The sequence below is a fragment of the uncultured Methylobacterium sp. genome (assembly GCF_964251405.1).
Lineage (GTDB): Bacteria > Pseudomonadota > Alphaproteobacteria > Rhizobiales > Beijerinckiaceae > Methylobacterium.
This window is the reverse complement of sequence record NZ_CAXUJR010000148.1, coordinates 1-3,806: the sequence shown is the minus strand read 5'-3', so window position 1 is coordinate 3,806 and position 3,806 is coordinate 1. Positions and strand designations below refer to the sequence as shown.

Annotated in this window: 2 protein-coding genes; both read left to right on the top strand. The window is 71.8% G+C overall.

Annotated elements, in window-relative coordinates; all coding sequences use genetic code 11:
• Positions 1 to 1,433, top strand: a 1,433-nt coding sequence (locus ACFE7U_RS17330) for a glucan biosynthesis protein (protein WP_375410953.1), incomplete at its 5' end; no start/stop codon positions are given.
• Complete coding sequence (gene mdoH / locus ACFE7U_RS17325; protein WP_375410952.1) at positions 1,409 to 3,562, top strand: glucans biosynthesis glucosyltransferase MdoH; 2,154 nt, start codon at positions 1,409 to 1,411, stop codon at positions 3,560 to 3,562. The genes ACFE7U_RS17330 and mdoH, both read left to right, overlap by 25 nt.
• The last annotated feature ends 244 nt before the right edge of the window (positions 3,563 to 3,806 follow it).

Sequence of the window (3,806 nt, the reverse complement as noted above, 5' to 3'; positions counted from 1 at the left end):
CCGCCCTGCCCGCGGCCGGAGCCCGGTTCGAACCGAGCCTCGTCACCGACCTCGCCCGTGCCCTCGCCGCCCGCCCCTATGTCAGGCCGATTGCCGATCTCCCCGAGTCGCTGACCTCTCTGAGCCGGGAGGATTATGCCGGCATCCGCTCGACGCCCGGCAGGGCGATCTGGGCGGGCGAGGGCGTCGGCTTCACGGTCGAGCCGCTGCACCGCGGCTCGGTCTACGACGACCGGGTGACGCTCTCCCTCGTCGAGGACGGCCTGGTGCGGCCGGTGCCCTACGATCCCGCCCGCTTCGTCGAGGGCGGGCCGGCTTTGCCGGCCTTCAAGGACGATCCGGGCTATTCCGGCATCCGCATCCGTGCGCGGTTCGGCGGCGAGGAACTGGCCGAGTTCGCCCTGTTCCAGGGCGCGTCGTTCTTCCGCCTGGCCGCGGCCGGGCAGCGTTTCGGCGTCACCGCCCGCGCCCTGACCCTGCGCCCGGCCGACCCGCGCGGCGAGGAATTCCCGCATTTCCGCGCCCTCTGGGTCGAGCGCCCGGCCTCGGGCGAGGCGGTGGTGGTCCATGCCCTGGTGGAATCGGATTCCGCCACCGCCGCCCTGCGCCTCGAGTGCCGGCCCGGCCCGCTCTCCACCGCCGAGGTCACCGGCACGATCTTCGCCCGCGCCGCCATCGACCATCTGGGCCTGGGCAGCATGACCACGCGCTACCTGTTCGGCGCCACCGACCGGCGCGCCGCCGAGGACATCCGTGCCGCTGCCCACGCCTCCGACGGGTTGCGCATCCGCACCGGCGCGAACGAGGCGATCTGGCGTCCCCTGCGCAACCCGGAGACCCTGCAGATCTCCTCGTTCCTCGACGGGGACCCGAAGGGCTTCGGCCTGATGCAGCGCGCCCGCGACTACGCGGCCTACCAGGACGATCGCAACGAATGGGAGCGGCGCCCCTCGCTCTGGGTCGAGCCACGCGGGTCATGGGGGCCGGGCGCCGTCACGCTCATCGAGATTCCCAGCGATTCCGACGCCAACGAGAACATCCTCGCCTATTGGCGCCCCCGGGACGGGATGGAGGCCGGCACCGAGCGCAGCATCGCCTATCGGCAGAGCTGGGGCTGGGACGCGCCCGAGCGGCTGCGCCTCGCCCCCGTCACCGCCACGCGGAGCGGCCGCGGCAGCGCCGAGGGGCGGCGCCTGTTCACCGTGGATTTCAGCGGCGACGACTTCACCGCCGAGCCGGAACTCCGGACCGTGCTCACCGCTTCCCCCGGCACGATCCTCGACCGCCGGCTCTACCGCTATCCCGAGCGCCGCACCGTCCGTGTCGCCTTCGAGCTCGATCCGGCCGGGGCGAAGGCGTGTGAATTGCGGCTCCTCCTTCGGCGCGAGGACCGGCCGGTGACCGAGACATGGCTGTACCGTTGGACACCCTGACCCCCCCGATCCCCCCGGCCGCGGGGACCAACTTCCCGCCGGCGATGCCCCCCGAGGCGCCCCTGGCGATGCCGGTGCAGAGCCTGGAGACCTGGAATCCCGACATCGGGCATCGTCCCGTGGCGCCCGAGCGTCGCCCCTACGCGGCCCGCGCCTTCGTGTTCGGCGCGGCGGCCCTGCTCACCGCCTACGGCGCCTGGCAGATGTACGAGGTCGTCGCGGTGTCGGGCGGGACGACCGCCCTGCAGTACGTGCTGCTCGTGCTCTTCACCCTGAACTTCTCCTGGATCGCCCTGGCCTTCACCGGTGCCATCCTCGGCTTCCTGGTGCTGCTGCGCCGTCGCGCCGACGAGCCCGCGCCTGAGCGGCTGACCGCCCGCACCGCGGTCGTGATGCCGGTCTACAACGAGGCTACCGCCCGCACCTTCGCGGGGATCGAGGCGATGCGCGCCGAGGTCGAGGCCACCGGGCACGGCGCCGCCTTCGACTGGTTCGTGCTCTCGGATTCGACGCAAGGCGACGCCTGGATCGCCGAGGAGCGCGCCTATCTGCGCTTACGTGAGCGCCTCGGGCCGGATGCGCGCCTGTACTACCGTCACCGGGCGAAGAACCACCACCGCAAGGCCGGCAATATCGGCGACTTCGTGAGTCGATGGGGCGGGTCCTACGACCACATGCTGGTGCTGGACGCCGACAGCCTGATGACCGGTCCCTGCATCGTGGCGCTCGCCGCCGCCATGGAAGCCGATCCGGATGCCGGCATCATCCAGTCGCTGCCCCTCATCATCAACCGCAACACCCTGTTCGCGCGGGTCCAGCAATTCGCCGCCCGCATCTACGGGCCGGTGATCGCCACGGGGCTGTCGACCTGGTCCGGCCCCGACGGAAATTACTGGGGCCACAACGCCATCATCCGCACCCGCGCGTTCGCGCAGAGCTGCGGCCTGCCCGACCTGCCCGGCAAGCCGCCCTTCGGCGGCCACGTCCTCTCCCACGACTTCGTCGAGGCGGCGCTCATCCGGCGCGCCGGCTGGAGCGTGACCATGCGCCCGACCCTGCCCGGCTCCTACGAGGAGAGCCCGCCCTCGCTCATCGACGTCGCCGTGCGCGATCGGCGCTGGGCTCAGGGCAACCTCCAGCACAGCCGCGTCATCGGTGCGGCCGGCCTCTACGGCGCCTCGCGCCAGCACTTCGCCACCGGCATCGCCGGCTACGTCGCCTCCCCGCTCTGGCTCGCCCAGCTCGTGGTCGGCATCGCGCTGGTTCTGCAGACGGCCTATGTCCAGCCCGACTATTTCTCGGGCAATTCCGGCCTGTTCCCGACCTGGCCGCGCTTCGACCCGGTGCGCGCGCTCCAGCTCTTCGGGCTGACCATGGGCATCCTGCTCGCGCCGAAATTCCTCGGGCTTCTCCTCGCCCTCCTCGACGGGCCGGTGCGGCGGGCCTGCGGCGGAGGCGTGCGCCTCATCCTGTCGAGCCTGATCGAGACCCTGCTCTCGGCGCTGATCGCCCCCATCGCCATGCTGGTCCAGTCCGGCTCCGTCTTCGAGATTCTGGCCGGCCGCGACACCGGCTGGAACCCGCAGCGGCGCGACGACGGCTCGATCCCGCTCGGCGACATCGTGCGCCGCCACCGCTGGCACATGGCGCTGGGGCTGGTGACGGGGGTGGCGGCCTTCGCCATCGCGACCTCGCTGTTCCTGTGGATGTCGCCGACCATCCTGGGCCTCGTGCTGGCGATCCCGATCTCCTGGGCGAGCGGGCAGCTCGCCTGGGGTCTCGGCCTGAAGCGCCTCGGCCTCCTGATGACGCCGGAGGAGCGCGACCCGCCCGCCATCGCCACGAATGCGGGCACCCTGGCACGGCGCAACGCCGCCACCGGCCTCGACGATTCCGACGCCCTCACCGCACTCCACGCGGACGACCGCTTCGCCGCCGCCCATGCGGCGATGCTGCCGCCGGCGAGCCCCCGCCCCCGCGGCGCCATCGACCCCGACCGGGCGCTGGCCGCGGCCAAGCTCGCCGAAGCCGAGAAGTTGGCCGAGGCCACGGCGTGGCTCACCCCCAAGGAACGCCTCGCTGTGCTGCACGACCCCGCCCTCATCGACCGTCTGGCAAGGCTCGCCTGAGGCCGACCTTGTCTCCGTTCGAGATGTCATGGGAACAGCCGCGACGGGTAGGTCTTTGCCGATCCGCTTTTGGGTGCAAGTTGCGGGTGCAAGACGCGAAAACCGGACATTCAGCGCCCAGCATGAGGCCGCTGAAAGCGGCTTGTCGGTCCATCTTGGTCCCAATCCCAGGGCGTGCTCCTGCAGCGGGAGCACGCCCTGGACAACGGCTACGCGTCAGCGAATGCCGCCGCTGGCCGTGATC